Here is a 17,324-nt window from a genome sequence, read left to right on the forward strand (position 1 = left end):
CCCGTTCACCCTGCCCGCCGAAGCCGACACCGCGGGCGGTGTCGTCGACGACCTGTTCGCCGCCATGGAACGCGTCGCCCGCGTGCACCCCTTCGCCAAGGGCATGGGCATCGCCGCACCCCAGATCGGCATCGACCGCTGCGCGGCCGTGGTCCGTCCCGCCCACCCGGACGCCCCGGCGATCGTGCTGCTCAACCCCCGCGTCATCGACCAGTCCGACGACACCGACGAACAGTACGAAGGCTGCCTGAGCTTCTTCGACGTGCGCGGACTGGTACCCCGGCCCCTGCACATCACAGTCGAAACCACCACGCTCACCGGCGAACTCGTCACCACCGACTACCACCACGGCCTCGCCCGGCTGGTGTACCACGAACTCGACCATCTCGACGGCGCGTTGTACACCGCCCGCATGCGCCCCGGCATCAAGCCGATCCCCGTCGAGGAATACCGGCTCAGCGGGCAGAACTGGACCTACGAGCAGTGACACATTCCGAGGGCGAACACCGGAAGTCCAGACTCTAATCTCTAGAATTTATAGTCTAGAGTCTTGTGTAAATTGTTGCGTTGCATGCCTTTTCGGCTCGAATAGCGCCCGCCTGCTCTGCGGGCATGTCAGACTGCGCCGATGTCGGGATTCACGCGCGATACCTACCACTACGGCGACAAACTGGTGTACGAGGCGCTGCACTCGAAATGGGACCGCTACCACAGCACCCACTGCCAATGCGGCCAAGACTGGATCACCGCGCACGCCGAGCCCGCCGGATTCACCGTCGTGCGCTCCGACAGCGGGTTCACCTCCTTGACCGGGCCCGGCCTGACCGAAGGCGTGGACGAGAGCACGCTCACCGCGAACGCGTTGTGGGAGGCCGTAACCGGCAAGCCGGGTACTCAGGATTGGTACGAGCAGGTCCGCGTCGTCGACCGCAGCCCCGAAGCCCAGGCTACGCAGAAGGCCGCCAGTGACGCCCACTACGCCAAGCTGCGGGACGCTCTGCCGCGGCCAAAGTCGCACCGGCGACCGCCAAGCAGATCAAATACCTCGAGGCCCTGGCCGCCAAGACCGACCCCGAGCGCTTCGACACCGAATTCGCCAAAGCCGTCAAAGGAACCGACATCAACCCGCGCGGCGAAGCCGAAACCACTGGCCGGGCCGTACGGCGGCTGACCCGCGCCTCGGCCCGCAGACTCATCACCGCACTCGCCGGCCGCGCCTGAACAACAGCAACTCGTCACGAATCGGCACCACCGCGATACTCACGTAGCATCTACGGCGCCGAGGGTTGATACCCCGACGGCACGGACAGTCTCCCGGCCGCCGAGGCACCTTGGCGCGTAAACGGTGGCCTGCTCACCACGCGGACGCCAACGACAGTTCGTTTGCGGATCCGGCTGCAGGCACCCATATTCCTGGAGCCGATCAGCGGGGCAGCCTGACATCGATGGGGTCCCGGTCTACGCGCAAACCGCCCCAGTGGGTATATCGCAGCGTGGGGTCGATGTCCTGGAGGTAAATGCCGTGGTAGTGCACCGCGGCCACCAGCCTGGGCTCGACCCAGTGCGCCGGCACGTCGGCCCACTGCGGCGGCTCGGCGAAGGAGCTGGCTTCTTGGGTGATTTCGTCCAGTTGTGCCTGCAGTTCTCGCCGCTGCGAGGGCGAGAACCCGGTACTGACGGTCCCGGTGTGGACCAGGTCATCGGAGGCGTCGTAGGCGCCGAGGATCAGCGCGCCGAAAAGCCGGTCCCGGGGGCGGCTAGGCGATGGTATCCACCCTCCGACAACAGCATCCGTGGTTTGTCGTGTCCGTCGTCCTGCCTGGCGGCAGCGGTCGCTGCAGAATTTTCGCGGTCGTCCACCAGACAGCTCCAGGCGGCAACGGCATACCGGGCACAGCCCCCAGGCCCAGTGGTCCTGCCGTTGCCGGAGAATATTCCACTGCTGATGCCACCCGCACCACTCCAGGGTTTGATCCATGCGCGGGCCGCGGGCCCGGATGCAGACGTTGCCCACGACTGGCGTGGCTACCCTTTCGACGCTCCAGGACTGAGTCATCAGGTCGGCGATCCACCGATTCTCTGGCTCGGCCAGGGCTGCCAGCGATTGGTGGAACAGCGCTTTGACCCCCTCGAGGCCGATGAGTCGCGAGACCGGAAGGTTCGGCAGATCCTCGATAGCGATCTGGAAGATCGTTCGGCCTTCGTAGACGAGCCGCATGATGTCGGCGTCGCATCCGGGCACCGTGGCAAGCAGAGTCGAAATGATCGAATGGCGGATCGCTTCGGAACTTTCCCGGTCGAATTGCTCTGGGGTGGGGTCACGATGGCTGCGGCGCCGTGTCACTGGGTCTCCTCCGCCGAATCGCCCTCGGTCGGTCCGGCATCGGCCGGCGAGCCAAGGTTATCGGCGGGCGGTCCGTCGGGCAGCATAGGTCTGTCGTCACGGCCGCCAGGGAGTGCCTCCTCGTCACTGCCGTGATCGTCGGCACTGCGGCGGCGGTGGATACCGAAGGCAGCGGCAAACGACGCGAAGATCTCGGGAATGTCCTTCCGATCGGCGCGCATCAGCGCGATCAGCGTGACTACGCCGACCATGGCCGTGAAGACCACCATCGGCCAAATACCCTGGGCAAGAAGAGATTTGATGACTTCCACGTGGGCTCCTTCGGGCACAAAAAAAGCCCCCAGCTGGCGCTGAGGGCTTCGGATCGATGTGGGTGACGGATACAAAAAAACCCCGACCACTTCGGTGTCGGGGTGAGGACACAACTGTCCCCTCGTTTCCGACGGTAGCAGTTGAATCTGCTGGCGCGCAACGCAATAGGGGTTTGCGCTGCTCATGGCACGTTTCTGCGGGCTTGCAGCGCCGTCCGTCCCGAAAAGCACCAGTCTTGTTTCGAGGCTCCCGGGCGGCGTAAATGTCCTGGTGGGAACTCGGCCACTCGGGCGGAACTTCCCGCGCTTACGTGACAACTGCGCGCGTTACACACAAAAGTAGGAGTTTCAGGGCCTGCGCGTACGGCCGTAGATGTCTGACCCACGGTGGCCCCTGTGTCGTCGTCCGGATGTGCGGCGGCGACGAATCTGATGTGTGCGTGCCCGTGACGTGCGTATCGGGCAGACCTACGTGGTGCTGGTACCTCACCGATTACCGGCCGCCCGCTACCCCGACCGTGAGCGGCCCGGGTCGTCGATGTGGGTGGCCAGGCTGCTGGCCGGCGCCCGGTTCCTGCTCACCGTCACCAGCATCGACTGCGACGCCGATCCGGCCACGGTCGAGGGGCTGCGACTGATCGAACGCGCCCACGCCGACATCGAACTCACCAACGGCCAGGCCGCCGCCCTCGGCCTGGCGACCGGGCAGGGCTACCGCGTCACCGGAGTGCTGGTCGACCACACCGGTCGCCCGGCTCACATTCCCTCGCTGGAAACCCTCCGGGTCCCGGTGCGGTGGCTGTACCCGCCCGAGGATCCGCGGCTGCAACGCGCCACCCACCGCGACGCCGACCGGTGGCCCTACATCTAGATCGACAACCGGAACGCTGGGTTAACGCATTCCACCGATCGAATCAGAGGCAGGTTCGAGGTTCTGCAGTGCCATCGCTGCCGCAGGCGCCCTCACGCCTGATCGGTTTCGAGCTGCGGCGCTTCGACCCGCTCGCAGGTGTCGACCCATCCAGCGAGCAGACTGAGGGTGCCGAGCCGTTCGAGCGCGTCTTGCTCAGACATCTTCTCCGTCGAGTGGGCTGCGCCGTTTCGGATCGTCATCTGGACACCAGGTGCGAACAACCTGAGCCCGTCATTCATCGACTTCACGTCGCGGTCCTCGGGTTCGCCAGGCCAACGGAGACGGATTTCTCCTGGCTTAGCGGCGGAGTTGGAGAACGCGTGTTGCCACACCGACGTTTCTGCGATGTCTCGCCGTTTGACGAGGGTCTTTACCTTGTCGACCAAGGCTTCCGCCGCCGCGGCCACAGCCTCGCGATAGTGACCGTCATCCCACAGAGGTCTAGCTGCACCCCAGACGGTGGGGTGCATCTCGGCGGGACCGGCCGGTCGCGGCTGCTCGATCTTGGCCGCCTCGATCATCTCATCGAGTGAGCCGATGATCTGCCCGCAAGCGATCAGCACGTTCTCCGGTTCCAACACAGGTTTGGGCTGGGTGACCGAAGACCACGCAGCGATAGGGTCAATGAGGCGACTCTGGCCCTCAATGCTGTACCTGACCTCGGTAAGCAGCGCGGCCCGCCGAGCACGGCCCGCAGCCTCGGCGACCTGCTCCGCGATCTCGGTTACCTGCTCGGGAGTGACGCCTTCACGCCGCGTGACAGCCGGAAGTATCCCTCGACCGAATCCGGCTTCGGTCGTTGGAACGTGCAGCGCGAGGAACTCTCGGAACTTGCTCCGAAACTCGCGCACCGCATCCTGCGTGGTGCGTAGGTAATCGGGATCTCGTGAGGCGTCCATAGTGCCTTCGATCCTGCCTCTTTCGTTGTATGAAGCCTATGACTTCCAGGCGACTTCGCCGTCAGTCGTCACGTAGGAGGTACCTACAGCGATCGGGCTGTAAGAACAAATCCGCCCCAAATTCGGTGGTCAGGCAAGCACCGAACAGGTCACTGATCACCGCTGGCGGTGGCTCTTCGGCGGTTCGATCATCGCGGTGTTGCGGGCCACGTGGGTGCGGATGCCGTGCCGTGCTGACGCACCATATGGTTGGGGCGCCTGAGGCTGCGGGGCTGACTGGGCGGCTGGCCCGGAAATAGGTAGCGCGCGCCCCTGCGGGCTGGCTGGGCCCGCAACGATCGCGCTGGTTGCTGGATGAGTGCCTCGATCAGGACGCCCCGCTTCGGGGGCGAGCTTGTCAACGGTCAGGTAGACATTGGTGTCGTCGCGCCCGAAACCCACGGTGCGGGCAGTCCAGCGTTGGTTCGCGGGCGAACCGCCACTCCCTCTTGTAGGCTTCACAAACCGGGACCGGTTCCGGCACAACATCTTCGACCTCAATTGCATCGATCGGTGACACACCGGGAAGTGGTGCGATGACCAGAGAAACACCGGTGGATCGAGCTCGTCTACCCGAGCCGCAGGAACGGCTCAGGACATCGTTCAGGTCGGCGATCAAGGATTTGAGGTCGGCCAACCGCCACCATGATTTCGAGCGCTTGTGTGTCGCGCACGCGCGACAACGCTTCGATCCCAGCCTCAGCGAATCGGTTGGGCCGGTCAGTGCGGGCGGAGACCGCGGCCGCGACGGTTTCAGCCGCTGGACCGCTCTCGACGACGACGCGGCCTCGTTCGCGGCCACGTTCCAGCCACCCGGCGCGACCACGACAGTCGTGGCGTGCACCACCACGCTGCCCGACCGGCTGCCGGACAAACTGAAATCCGATGTGACACAGATTCTTTCCGACAGTCTCCCGTGTGGCCGGATCTTGTATTACACAGTCGAGTCCCTGTCGGAGACGCAGTGGAGCCGTGCCAGTGACCGTGTCGACGTCGCTGGCGTCGACATCTACTATCGACGACCGGAGCTGTTCGCTGCAGCGGCCCGCCGGGCACCGGATTCGGTCTCCGCGCGTGCTGTGGAATTGGTGATCATCGACGGTTCGATGCTCGCCGATGACCTCAGCCGCCCGGAATTCGCGGCGCTGGCGATCGACGTTCTGCGCCTGCCGCCGGCATTGCTGCCCATGCAGCACACCCTGACCGACATCCACGCCGTCGTCCGTGCCCGCGCGCTCTCGGCGATGGGCAGGCTCGACGACGAACAGAGCGCGGTGCGGTTTCACTCCGCGCTGGAAACCGAGCTGGCCGAACTCACCTGTCCCGACGCAATGAACACGCAGATCCAGGAGCTGCGGACCCTGCTCGCCGATGTCGAAGAGGGATGGCGCTCCCCCTTCATCATCGACGTCTCCGGGGACAAGTCCGCACAGCGGCGCTCCGATGCCGCGATCCGCACCCTGTGGGACAACGCGGTCCACCGCCTCGACACCTGTGAGGCCGTGGGCGGAACACCGCGCCCTACCCGCGCGGTGCCGCTGGCCCGCGAGATCGGATGGGCCAGTGAACTGTTGGGTGCGATCGATGAGTTGTCTGCCAGGTGTGACGAGGTCGGCAGCGCTCTCGACGAGTCCGCGCAGTCAGCGGTCGCAGTGCCTCGCCGGCGCCGCATCTTCGATGTTCGACGCCGGTTGGACAGCGTGCAGGGCGCGATCGCGTCTCTGCGGCGACGGTTGCGCGCCGAGGCGTGCGGCGTCGTGCTCATCGAGGGCGGGTGGGGAACCGGCAAGACTTACCATGCGGCGCAGTTCGCACTCGACCGCATCGAGCAGGGCGCGCCCACCATCTTCGTCAACGGCACGATGTGGCGAGGCTCGACTCGCTCGTGGCTGACAGAGCTCGCCCGCTCGGTCGACACCGGAATCAGCGGCCGCGAATTTCTGGACGGGCTACGTCTGCACGCCGAAGCCAGCGGCCATCGAGCCGTGATCATCATCGATGCCGTCAACGAAGCCGCCCCCGCGCACTGGGCTAGCCAGCTCGCGGAACTGGCAGCGCGAGTCGCGCCCTGCCCGGAAATCACCCTCATCGCGACACGACGCAATGACGAGGGCACCCCGACATCGCCACCCAACGCCCGGCAATCGCCGTGGGCGATCTACCCCCACCGCGGTGTCGACCCCGCACATGCATGGCAGATCCTGCGGCGATCCTTCGCCTTGCCCCCGGTCGCCGCACCATGGACGATTCCGGACTACCGGCGTCCGCTCGTCTTGCGGATGTTCGCCCGCGTCCACAGCGGCAGCAACGCCGACACCGTGGCGCCGATCGCTCTCGGGGACCTATTCGCCAGCTGGATCGCCTTGCTGTCCCGAGACTTTGCCGCGCAACGCCCCTCGCATTCGCCGGCGATGTATGACCGCGGGGAACTACAGGTAGTTCTTCGCCACCTCGACAGCCGTCCCGGCCAGGCAGTCACTCGTGAGCAGATCCGCCGCAACGCCGACGGGTTGTCCAGCGCCGAGGTCGACCGCGCCGTCGACTTCCTTTGCTATGAGGGCGTGCTCGTCGACACCGAAGGCCGCCTCGAATACGGGCTGCGACGAATCGCCGAATTCCGGCACGCTCAAGCGTTACTCGATGCCCGGCGCCGGCATGCTCCCTCCGCGCCGCGGCGGCGTGCCCGCAGGAAATGGACAGACCCGGATCCGATCACGTTGGCGATGGCCGAATTGTCACCGGCACATTCCGGTCACGAAGTTCTGCGTGGCCCTGCCTGGACGTGGCGTGCGGGTATGCCCGAAGCGTTCATCCTGTCGCTGCAAGGCCGCTCGATCAGCACCGTGTCGCCCACGACCGTGACGCTCGCGCGCAAGATGCTGGCCGTGCCGGCCCGCAGACTGGCGATCTGGATGTTCGCCATCCACAACTCGGTGACCGCCGGCCATCCGCTCGGTGCGCGGTTCATCGATGAGGAACTGACACGCACGCCACCGGCTCAACGCGCACAGCAATGGATCGAGGTACTCCACGCGATCGCCACCTTCGATGCGGGAGAAGAGGAAGACAGCGACCTCGCGGCAATCCTTCTGTGGATCAACCGCCGCGCCGACACCAACACGCTGGACCCGGCGCACGCCGGCGAACTCGCGCGCATGCTCATGTGGTGGCTTGCGCTGCCACCAGGGGAAACCGCCGCCTCGGCCACCCGCACCCTGGCCGCCGTGCTCGCCGCACAACCCCATCTCGCCGCTGGCCTGCTCGTTCACGCCCACGCTTGCGGCGACGTCGACATCTACGCCGGGGTGTGGAACGCGGTGTACGGCGCGATCACCCGCGCCACCGCCACACCCACCGCCGAAACCCTCGCCCTGGCAGCCCACGATCAATTCCGCACCCGCCACGCGACTGCGGGAAGCCTGACGATGCATCTGCGACTGCACGTCGCGCTCTACCGCGCCCTCCACGCCGCCGACCAGGTCCTCGACACGACACTGTGCCCGCCCACGCTGCATGAGCTGACATGCACGTACGCCAGCGCCTCCCGCGTCCGCTGGCGCCATCGCCGTGTCGGCGCCCACAGCGATCACATCGAGATCGGGCCGTTGCGTGAGCTGCATCAACGATTCGCCGATGACAGCACAACCGGTCTCGACGAACAGATTGACCGAGCTGCGCAGCTGCTCGCCGAAGCCGCTGCACAGCACGCGATCCCCCACCGTGACCGCCTGCGGTTACGGCATCAATCGGTGAGCGTGCGGAAAAAGCTCAACGACCAGGCCATGCAGATGTGGCTGGCCGAACTCTCCGCACGACACCGCTACCACGACCAGCTGCACCGCATCAACGGTCGCTGGGAGCCGCCACCGGCGGGCAGCGGGCGTTGGCTGGCTCCTGACGACGGCTACGACGAGTTGCCCGACCCCACCATCGATCTGGAAGTGCCGCTGTATGCCGCCGGGTCGATCGACCGCCGCGACGCCGGCAAACTCCCCATTCCCGCCGCGGTGTACGACCCGACCGGCTGCCACGACACCATCAACGGCGCCGACTTTTCATTCATCGAGCCCGACGGCAGCCGATGGTGGATTCTGGCAGGTGAATTCGTCATCGAGAACCGCGCATACAGTCCACCGGTCAACCTGGGGCAGCTCATCAACTCAGCACCCGACACCCCCACCGCCAGCCAAATTCGGCCCGCACTCACACGAACACGAAACACCACTCAGGTACGACTGCGTTCCTGGCTCGTCCACTCCGCAACCGGGAAGTCGAGCTCACTGCCGCTTCCAGCTACCGCAGGGGACTTCGCCGCCGCCCAATGGGACACCCTCGCCCAGGCCATGACATGTCCACCCCCGACCGATGCGGACACGAAAGTAATCGCCACGACCTGCTACTACTTCAACCCAGGACCGCAGCCGGATCGGTTCATGCTGATCGTGCCGACCGCGCAGTTCCGCGCTCTGCTCGATCTCACATGGACCGGCAGACAGATCACCTGCACCGACCCCCACGGCAACGTTCTCCAACAGCAGACCGTTGCCGACACCCACATGCTGCCGTTCGTTGCGATCAGCGACGGCCTCCGCGCCCGCATCTCCCAGCAGGGCTACCGCATCGCGTGGGAGACCACACCGTTCCACGAACGCAACGGCTTCGACGAAACCGGAACGCACCGCTACTGGCTCGATCACTCCTGACCAACACCTGCCACCATCCAACCAGCTATCCCCATCCACGTCTGCGCAGCCAGCACAGACCCGCCACGTTGTTCGTAAACCGCAGAAGCCTTTCCAGCTATGTCACCCGGCCACGCGTCAAGTCGGCTGTCTTCGTATATCTGCGCTGCCAGTGCTCCACGAGAACATCTGGTCCGAATCGTGTGACTTGTTCTGCTTCGGTCCCGACAAGGGGCAGCAAGGTCCACAGATTGATCGACGGATCGCCGGCAGCATCGCGAACTGTGCTGAATCCTGGTCCGAAGGTGGGGTGATGAGCAACGAGCACGCCACGAACCCAGGTCTCGTCGAGGATGGATTCGCGGCTGACGACCCAGTCTCCGAGGTCAGGGACAGCGGATCGAACGATGAACGACAAGGCGACCGTGGCGAGCAACTCCCGCCCGAGGTCGGTTTGATCAGCACAGATCGACAGCGCCACTTCGGTATCGGGCGCCGGGAGGATGAAACGCAGGCCAGTAGTGACAAGGGTGAGCAGGTCGGTGCTGGCATGGTTACAGACCAAAATGCTGTGGCCGCCGGTGTTTCCCGATAGATCAGCTACCTCGGTACGGTCGATGACCGGCCCGGCGTAGCGCTGGACATGCCTCGCCAAGTCACGATCAACCGGCTCACTGTAGGCCAGCCGTGTATCGATCACGCGGCCGGGAGGCTCCGAGGCTGTCGGTCCGCGCCCGCCCACCGATGCGGTTGTGTAGCCCGGATGCGATGGCGAGGTGCCGCTTCGCTGGTTGGAGATTTGTTTGAGGTAGTCGAAGATCCAGTCGAGGCCGGCAGGATCAAGCCGTTGCCTGGCGCGCGTGACAGCGACGTAGGCGAGCATGGCATCGGCGGGAGGGAGGGGCCCTGGACGGCCGGTATTGTCGGGTGCTGGTTCAGCGAAATCGTCGGCGATGGTGACCGTATCCCATTCCCGCCCTTTGCTTCTGTGTGCGGTGGAGACCACGATGTCGGCGTCGTCTTCGCTGTGCGCCAGGTGATCGACGGTATCGAGAATTGTCTCCACGCCGTGTTCGTCGATGAGGTCGACCAGCGGCCGCAGGTCCCGCCCGCCGTGGTCGTTGTCGACGTAGTCCTGCAACTCTGCCCAGCTGCGAAACGCGAACAGTTCACGATGGCTGGGCTGTTTGCCGCGTTGAAGTTGCTGCGCTGCTTCGGCCAGCCGCTTGATTGCCTCACCGCCCCCGACCAGCGCGGGTCGGCGCCCCTCCCGCAGCACTTCCATCACCTGCCTCACGGCCTCGGCGTTGGTTCTGCACAACACCGCGTGGGGGCGATGGACACGCCCCACCGTGGAGTTAAGGCCCGGATTGCCGATGAGCCGCATATCGGTACCGATGAGGCCCAGCCACAGGTTGGCTTCGGCGGCGATGGCCTCACCGAAGCGCCACGATTGACAAAGGTTCAGGCGCTCCTCGGCGTGCCAGTTCTCCAAGGCATCTACCGCTCCGCGCCAGGAGTACAGCTGCTGGTTGGAATCGCCCACCAGAATCTGCTGGGAACTTTGGGCGGCGATGACCGCCGCCAAGGCCGGGTTGGTGTCCTGCGCCTCATCGAGCATGATCACATCGAATGGCAAACGCGGCCCGGACAGAGCCCACATCTTGAAATAGTGGTCGTGCTCGAATTTCAACTGGCCGTCGGTACTTCGGAGATCCGCCCACGCGCGGCACGCGAAGGGCAGCACGGTCTCTGCCAGGTAGGCCAGTTCGTCGTCGGTGATACCGACTTGCCGTGGGAGGTGCTGGGGTCCGATCTCGGTGTCGTGGGAGTGGCAGTAGAGGGTCACTGTTTCCATCGCCATCCGCGCCAGGTCGCGGGGGAACAACGCGGTTTTCGTGAGCCCGACACCCTGGTTGATGCCCAGGATCCTGGCTTGGTCCTCGGCCCGTTGTCGCTGCGTGTTGTCGAGTCGATGTCGGTAGCGCTGCAGAAACCGGCGGGCCAATCCGTGCGCGGTGGCGCAGCGGACATGGGAGGGGAATCGGCGGCTCGCCTCGTCCTTGGTGACCCTGTTGTAGGCGATGTAGGCGACCTTCTGGCCCGCCAACGCGTGACCCACCAACTCCAGCGTGCTGGTCTTCCCCGCACCGGCGCCGGCCTGCACAACAAGATGCTTTCCAGCCCTGGCAGCTTCGATCACCGCTTGCTGCTCGTGCGTTGGCTCATACTTCCGCCGCGATCGGTTCGCGGGTGAAGTGGTCCGGGAACGAGAGGCGTTCACCAGCTGTGGCCGGGGCCCGCGTCCTGAAGACGCATTTCGCACTTGAGCGTAGGACGTGAACGCGAAGTCCCGCATCTCGTACGCGTGGGCACAATCGGGACAGATCAACGCGACGTAGCGCAGCTGCTTCCCGTTGTACTCGAACGGCTTTCGCGCAACATGAACCGTCGAATGCCCCTTCGGACACGCCAGTAGCAGTGTCTCCTCATACGACCAGCCCGGCTCACCGAACCGTGGCACCGCCAACGTGCAATCCGCAATTCCCCACAACACGGCGAGCTCTGAGACCGAGCCTTCCTCCACCGCGCGCCCCTTCCTCGCTACGACGGCCCCATCCGCCACATCAATCTGTCGCGCTGCTCACACGGTATCCGGCCGAACCTACAGCGGCATCCGCTTCCACGGAGTATCGCCGACACACTGCCGGGTCGACTTCTACGTGAAATACAGTTGAGCACAACGAGTTACGGGCAGCTATGCCACGAAGCGCATGTGAAGACACCAGAGACGTTCTGGGTCAAAACCCGGCCTGCCGCCGTCGGCACGGGCACAGCCGGCGCTGCCGCTATCACCGCCAGCGCCCAAAATGGCATCGCCGACGATCCTCGCGTCGATTCGGTCGGTATCGGTGCACACTGGAAGGATCATGAGCAGCAGGTTCAACACCGCGGCCTCGTCGCTGGCAATCCCCTGCGACGGCCTACGTTGAAGATTCGTCAGCCACGTACGGCGGTGTTCTCGGGCACCGCCGGCCCGACTCCGAATCTGCCGAGGACTGGGAAAGGACCGACGGCCAGTGAGCGTCGACTGGGATCGGATTGGGCAGTCGTGGTTCGACCGCATTGTCGAGGTGCTGATCAAACGCCGATACCGCGACGCGGACAGCGTGATTGCGGTGAACGGTCGCGGTGGTGATGGTGGCATCGATATCGAAGTGCGCCAAGGCAGCCGGCTGCGTATCTTTCAGCTGAAGTACTTTCCAGAAGGCTTCAGTGGCGGGTTCGCGCAAACACGACGAAAACAGATCCGGCGCTCGTACGACTCGATGCTCAAGGACAAACCCTACGAGTGGGTCCTGGTGGTGCCGAACAATGTGATTCCCTCTGAGCGGACATTCGTCGGTGGACTCGGGAAGACGGCTGACGCGCCGCGGCACTGGCGAATCATTGGTCGGCTGGAACTAGACGACTTGCTCATTGACTTCCCTGAGGTCGACAAGTGGGCACAGCGGAACGTAACCAGCCAACTGCGTGAAGATGCGCAACTCTACGACCGTGAGCGCAGCAGTCTGCTGGGCCCCGCCGATCTCGGCGCACGGGTCGGCGCTCTCGGTGAGCTGGCAGATTCGGCAGATCTGGACTGGACCTTCGACTTCCACCGGGTCGGTAACACGGTCTCGCAAGTGTTGCGAGCCCAACATCCAGGCGCCCACCTCTCCAGCCCAGTGTCTCTGAGGTTCCAACCTCGATTCGGACCCGAACATGCCCAGCTGGAACAGCGGTTCCGGCGCAAGCTGGGGTTCGGCACTGCGGATACAGTCGAACTTCCGCCCGAGGTCGTGCAGGATATCGAGATCGCCGGGCCGGCGCCGATTGCGCAACGGTTTGATTCGGGTTACGTCGTCATAGGGCGCGGCCCTGCGGCTCCAGGAGTGGGCCTCCCGCTGGAGCTGCGTTTCCTCGATGGGGACGACACCCTCGTCGCCTCCCATGAAGGTCGCATCACCAATTTGGGATCAGGACCGCACGGCATGTCGGTGAAAACGACCTTCTACGATCAGCGGCTAACGGTGGAACTCACCTTTGCCAGGACCGCCGAGCAGCAAGTGGTCCCACCCGAAGCGAACGTATCGCACGGGATCTATCGTGCCCGGCCACGGGTCGTCGCCGAGGTCCTGGCCTTCGTGCGCCAGATGCGCGCCGCACGCCGACTCGAAGTCTTCATAAATGGGGACTTCGCGCTGTCGGTCCGAAGCGACGCCAACCTGCCGGCCGACGAACAGGAACTCAGGCTGGAGGAGTTCGCGACCGACCTCGACATCGTGCAACAGCATTGCCAGCAGCGTTTCGCCTTTCCGGACACGATCTCCGAGGACGATCGTGTGGCCTTCCGCGTCGCGCGCATCGTGATCGAGGGCGGCATAGTTGCCTCACCCGAGGCCGGCACTGTGACCGCAACAGTGCCGAGGGAGGACTATGGGAAGCTGCGGGCACTGCTGGAATCAGGAAAAGTGCCGGTAGCCTTCAAGTTTGACTACACTGTATCTCTCGGCAACCGGGTCCTGCCGATCGGGCCGGCGTGGGTGTTCCACCCCGCAGCGACGACAGTAGACACGACCACGGTTCTCGCTGCGCTGGATGCCGGTGAGGGCGATAGCGTCAGCGTCGATTTTCAGCCAGGGCGCGATCCTTTCTTCTTCATCGCCTCCGCCGAACTACCGCCCGACCGGCTCGACGATCAGCTCGAAACACTGTGGCAGCTCGATGGAATCACTCAACCTCGCCAGAACCGGTTGCCGGCCGACGAGCGCCCCGGCGATGATCGCAGCAACGTCGATGTCTAGGACGACCGCACCTGTGTCATGGCCCCCTCCTGAGGGCGACCTGACCGTCGAGATCGCCTGGAAGAGATCCGGCGCCAATCTAACCGAGCGTATCGCGGAGGTCGAATCCCAACGGGTCGACTGGGCTAGTTGTTGCGCCGGGGCCTTCCTGCGAGGACACCAAGGCAGGAGACCAGCACTGTTACCGCCTCCGACCAGCCCGTCAGCAGCCCGGTCCCGGTAGCGAGACTGACTGCCAGCGAGAGGGCCAGGAGCGGGTGGATCTCGGGCGGTCTGGGGTCCGATGGCTCCAGTCGGGGATGGTCGGAGGTGGGAGTTAGGCTCATGTTCGCCCAGCCCTTTCGTGTCGCAGAGCGGATAGGTGTTGTGCGGCCCCGCCTGTTGCCTCAGGCGGGGTCCGCTGGTTTCCGGCCTGCCGATGGTTCTGGGCGGTTCCGGTACGCCGCACTCTATGCGAGACCTCCGACGTGTCACTTCTGCGCACGCGAGTCGTGTTCGCCGTCGCACTAACCGGGAAAGCGCTGTTCAGCATGGTAATTCGCGCGTTAGCACATACCACCGACACATCACAGCCCTGTGCGCAAACCGGCCGCTGGGGATAACTGCTGCGACGACAAATGCGGTTGTGCACAGGTTGTGCACAACCGCCGTTCGCCTTCTTACGTTGCCGGGTCGGCCTCGTCGGCGACGAGCCCGGTCGGCGCGTGGGTCCGCAGGATCGAGTCGAGCTGTCGGCGTTGTTCGCGTGCGGCGCGGTCGGCCATGGCGTGAGCGGCGGCGATGGCGCGCGAGTGCTCGCGCTCGCGCGCCTCGATCTGCTGGCGGTGTGCGTCGGCCTGTTCGTCGAGTTGCCGCCGCAGGGTGACGTTCTCCGCGGACGTGGCCTCGGCTTGACGCCGGATGACATCTGCTTCGGCTTCGGCGCGCGCTTGTGCCGTGCGTGCGGCGTCATGCTCGTCTCGCATCCTGGTCAGTGCTTGCTCGGCCTCGGTGTAGACGCTGTCGCGATCCTTCTCCGCCGCAGCGATTCTTGCCTCGGCGTCGGTGCGGGCTTGGTCGGCGGCGCGGCGGGCCTCGGTGACTTCGACGGCCGCCTCGTCGGCGGCTTGCAGCGCCAGTGTTTCCAATTCAGCGGCTCGGTCCCGCTGAGCCGTCATCTCCGCCAGCGCCCGCTCGGCGGCCGATTGCGCCTGCTCGGCAACGGCGATCTTGACCGCCGCCTCACGGCGGATCTCGGCGATTTCGCGATCGATCGCCTCGGCGCCGGTGATGGTGGCCAGCAAGTCGGCGCTGTCGCTGACGATCGCGGACAACTCGTCGCGCAGACGCGCAGCCTCGCTCAGCAAACCAGCGACCGTGATCGCGCCGTCGGTGACCGGCCGCAGACTGGGTGCGGCGGGTTCGCGGGTCTGCTGCTGGGCGTGTTTGCGTTTAGCGCGCAACGCCGTCTGCGCGTTGTGGTTCGGGTCGGCGCAGTAGGCGAAGGGGCGCCCCGGACGCCGGGTCGCCGCCTCGGGCTCGGCCGTGCAGCCGGGATAGCCGCATTCGCTTCGCGTGCTGCGTGTCCGGGAGTGGAGATCAATGGGTTGTGGCATTGAATTCCATTTCGTTTCATTACATTCCATGACCGTCGCGGCGATGAAATGAATTGCGGTGTGCGGCTGGTCAGGCGACGGGGCGCAGTCCGCCGTTGCGCACGCGGGGCAGATGCAGCCGGATGACGTCGGCGGCGGATTCGCTGGCGCGGCGGTCGATGTGGCCGTAGCGTTTGTCGGTGGTGTTGACCGACTCGTGTCCGGCGTCGCGGGAGACCACGAACAGCGGCACACCGTCTTGCAGCTTCCAGGAGATGCCGGTGTGGCGCAGTGTGTAGGGGGTCAGGCGCTTGCCGAGCAGGCCGGTGACCGCGTCGTCGAACCGCTCGAGCAGCTCGTGCGGATCGGCGCCCTTCCATCCGGTGGCGGGGTTGAACGGCCGGAAGTTGCGTTCATCGAGTGCTTGCAGCCGACTCAGGGCGGGCAGCCACGCCTTCTTGTAGAAGTAGGTGACGCTGATCGGGTTTCCGGTGGCGGTGTGGAACAGCAGCTCGTCGCGCGGGCGGTTCAGGTCGAGCCGGTCGAGGGTTTCCAGGGGCACGTTGACGGTGCGGATTCCCCGGCTGGACTTGGGTTTGCCGAGCTTGAGCGCGCCGCCGGCCCATTTCCACGCCTTGGTGATGCGCACCGCGCCGGTGCGGGGATTGATGTCGCCGACGCGCAGAGCGGTGACCTCGCTGGGCCGGGCCATCGACATCAGGCCGAATTCCGCGTGCGCGCGCCAGCGCGGCGGCATCAGCTGTTCGAACAGCTCCCATTCGGCGTCGTCGAAGTAGTCGGGTTCGGGGGCGTCGTTGCGGGGCAGCCGGGTGTCGGCGCACGGGTTGTAGGCGATCAGCGGGGTCGGGCGCACCGCGGCGGCCGCGCTCATCGCCGCCGAGAGAAATCCGTGCTTGTTCGCGATGGTCTTGGGTTTGTTGCCGACTTCCTCTTCCAGGTGCACCACCCAGGACTTGTCGGTCTCGGCCGTGATCGCGCCGAGAGGCAGATAGCCCATGAAATCGGCGATGTCGCGGTCGATATAGCGGTGATAGCGCTTGCGGGTCTCTGGTTCGATCCCGGTCAGCGTGTCGGCGTAGCGGCGCAGCCACTCGGTCAGGGTCAGGTACTCGACGTCGGTCCCGCGCTGGACGTCGAGGATCTTCAGCGCTTCCTCGGCGCCCACGCGCTCGAGCAGCGCGGCCCAGCGCGTCGCCTCGGCGGGGTCGTCGAAGGTCTCCGAACTCTGGCGCCTGCGGCCATCGATGTAGATGTTGAACGGCACCTGCCACGCGACGGTCCCGTCCGCACGAGGACGGGGTCGAGGGGTCGGCATTGTCACCTCCGGTCGGTTCCAGGCGACATCTCGTGAGATGTCCTGTTACCGACCGCTGGTAACCGGCTGCTGACGCCAGATGCTGACGCCATGCACGCTCAGGATACGTTTCCGCGCCCTGAGCGGCCAGTCTGTGTGGTGGAGCCTAGGGGAATCGAACCCCTAACCCCTGCCTTGCAAAGGCAGTGCTCTGCCAATTGAGCTAAGGCCCCCTCGGCCGTCGTCGACGACCAGGTATGCGAATGTGGGCCTAGGAGGACTTGAACCTCCGACCTCTTCGTTATCAGCGAAGCGCTCTAACCGCCTGAGCTATAGGCCCGTAGTGTTTCGTCTCGACTCGACATGCTGTCGTGACTGACTCGGTAGAGACTACACAACC

The 17,324-nt window shown here is 65.2% G+C and carries 12 protein-coding genes and 2 tRNA genes; 5 read left to right on the top strand and 9 right to left on the bottom strand.

What is annotated here, in order from left to right; genetic code table 11:
* Both A5789_RS14205 and A5789_RS36580 read left to right on the top strand, forming a co-directional pair.
* Window positions 1–487 (top strand): peptide deformylase (locus A5789_RS14205; protein ID WP_064927256.1); only part of this gene is annotated, 487 nt, incomplete at its 5' end.
* A 141-nt stretch (window positions 488–628) separates the two neighbouring features.
* Complete coding sequence (locus A5789_RS36580) at window positions 629–1,171, top strand: hypothetical protein (protein ID WP_064902028.1); 543 nt, start codon at window positions 629–631, stop codon at window positions 1,169–1,171.
* Between the two features lie 252 nt (window positions 1,172–1,423).
* On the opposite strand, the gene A5789_RS14215 is transcribed toward A5789_RS36580, so the two are convergent.
* Window positions 1,424–2,344 carry a hypothetical protein gene (locus A5789_RS14215; protein WP_156747563.1) on the bottom strand — a complete coding sequence of 307 codons (921 nt, stop codon included), beginning with the start codon at window positions 2,342–2,344 and terminating at the stop codon, window positions 1,424–1,426.
* Entirely contained in the window at window positions 2,341–2,655 is a 315-nt protein-coding gene (locus tag A5789_RS14220) for a hypothetical protein (protein ID WP_156747562.1), read from the bottom strand. The genes A5789_RS14215 and A5789_RS14220 overlap by 4 nt, the downstream gene beginning before the upstream one ends.
* A gap of 436 nt (window positions 2,656–3,091) precedes the next feature.
* Here A5789_RS14220 and A5789_RS14225 point away from each other — a divergent pair, with 436 nt between their 5' ends.
* Window positions 3,092–3,526: a hypothetical protein gene (locus tag A5789_RS14225; protein WP_064902025.1), complete on the top strand. Its 435-nt coding sequence runs from the start codon at window positions 3,092–3,094 to the stop codon at window positions 3,524–3,526.
* A 92-nt stretch (window positions 3,527–3,618) separates the two neighbouring features.
* On the opposite strand, the gene A5789_RS14230 is transcribed toward A5789_RS14225, so the two are convergent.
* Complete coding sequence (locus tag A5789_RS14230; RefSeq protein ID WP_064902024.1) at window positions 3,619–4,467, bottom strand: TIGR02391 family protein; 849 nt, start codon at window positions 4,465–4,467, stop codon at window positions 3,619–3,621.
* 662 nt (window positions 4,468–5,129) lie between these two features.
* Here A5789_RS14230 and A5789_RS14235 point away from each other — a divergent pair.
* Window positions 5,130–9,209, top strand: a complete 4,080-nt coding sequence (locus tag A5789_RS14235) for a hypothetical protein (RefSeq protein WP_156747561.1) — start codon at window positions 5,130–5,132, stop codon at window positions 9,207–9,209.
* 97 nt (window positions 9,210–9,306) lie between these two features.
* On the opposite strand, the gene A5789_RS14240 is transcribed toward A5789_RS14235, so the two are convergent.
* Window positions 9,307–11,391 carry a UvrD-helicase domain-containing protein gene (locus tag A5789_RS14240; protein WP_231953300.1) on the bottom strand — a complete coding sequence of 695 codons (2,085 nt, stop codon included), beginning with the start codon at window positions 11,389–11,391 and terminating at the stop codon, window positions 9,307–9,309.
* Window positions 11,392–11,946: 555 nt separating this feature from the next.
* Entirely contained in the window at window positions 11,947–12,138 is a 192-nt protein-coding gene (locus A5789_RS36585; protein WP_155525727.1) for a hypothetical protein, read from the bottom strand.
* 130 nt (window positions 12,139–12,268) lie between these two features.
* On the opposite strand from A5789_RS36585, the gene A5789_RS14245 reads away from it, so the two are divergent.
* Window positions 12,269–14,035 (top strand): hypothetical protein, encoded by a 1,767-nt coding sequence (locus A5789_RS14245; RefSeq protein WP_064902021.1) that lies wholly within the window; start codon window positions 12,269–12,271, stop codon window positions 14,033–14,035.
* Between the two features lie 659 nt (window positions 14,036–14,694).
* Here the strand turns inward: A5789_RS14245 and A5789_RS14250 are convergent.
* From A5789_RS14250 to A5789_RS14265, 4 genes are all read right to left on the bottom strand, one after another.
* Entirely contained in the window at window positions 14,695–15,630 is a 936-nt protein-coding gene (locus A5789_RS14250) for a hypothetical protein (protein WP_064902020.1), read from the bottom strand.
* A gap of 70 nt (window positions 15,631–15,700) precedes the next feature.
* Entirely contained in the window at window positions 15,701–16,945 is a 1,245-nt protein-coding gene (locus A5789_RS14255; protein WP_155525726.1) for a site-specific integrase, read from the bottom strand.
* A gap of 136 nt (window positions 16,946–17,081) precedes the next feature.
* Window positions 17,082–17,157 (bottom strand) — tRNA-Ala (locus tag A5789_RS14260).
* Between the two features lie 33 nt (window positions 17,158–17,190).
* A tRNA-Ile gene (locus A5789_RS14265) sits at window positions 17,191–17,264 on the bottom strand.
* Window positions 17,265–17,324: the final 60 nt, after the last annotated feature.

Origin of the sequence: Nocardia sp. 852002-51101_SCH5132738, from assembly GCF_001665695.1 — a bacterium.
In the GTDB taxonomy this organism is placed as follows: Bacteria; Actinomycetota; Actinomycetes; order Mycobacteriales; family Mycobacteriaceae; genus Nocardia; species Nocardia nova.